At 40.6% G+C, this 628-nt stretch carries 1 protein-coding gene; it reads left to right on the forward strand.

Features of this window, described 5'->3' with window-relative positions; genetic code table 11:
- Positions 1-628 (forward strand): type VI secretion system baseplate subunit TssK (tssK, locus tag R7P74_RS27245; protein WP_318123794.1); only part of this gene is annotated, 628 nt, incomplete at both ends.

Consider the following 628-nt stretch of genomic DNA (forward strand, 5'->3'; position numbering starts at 1 on the left):
CAAGCAATTCTTCCTGATATGACGCTGATCGACTTTTCAGAAACGACAAGTTTTCTGTCTCCTTTAAAGGTAAAAAAAGGGACGGAAAATACTTTAGTGAAGGTGATCGTTCCACTCTCAAAAGTCAGCAGTAAAATGATCGCGGATCCAAGTGAAACAACGGTTTCTCGGTATTTACTTCAAGATCTAGACGTTATTGATAACCTGACGGGCCAAGATGAAGAAACGATTCAAGTGGCCTCATTAAATATCGAGCTGAAATCAAGCAATGAGCAGTTAACAGGTTATATAGAGCTACCAATCCTTAAGATTAAAGAAGTTTCTACGGAAGGAGAGGTCATTCTTGATGACTCTTACGTACCGCCACTTCTAAACTTGTTAAATGACAAGGTGATGACGGGGTATCTACGTAATGCAATGGCAATGACCAAGATACGCGCAGATGTTATCGCTCAACGACTTGTTAAAGGAAAAGCGGCTTCAGCATCTGCGGTAGATTTCATAATGCTACAAATGTTGAATCGATATGAAGCCATATTGAAGCATTTTAGTGAGCTGGAGAAAGTACATCCCTTAGAGCTTGCGACAACCTTTAAAGGCTATATAGGCGAGTTGGCAACGTTTTCTC

The sequence above is a fragment of the Vibrio sp. 2033 genome (assembly GCF_033339735.1).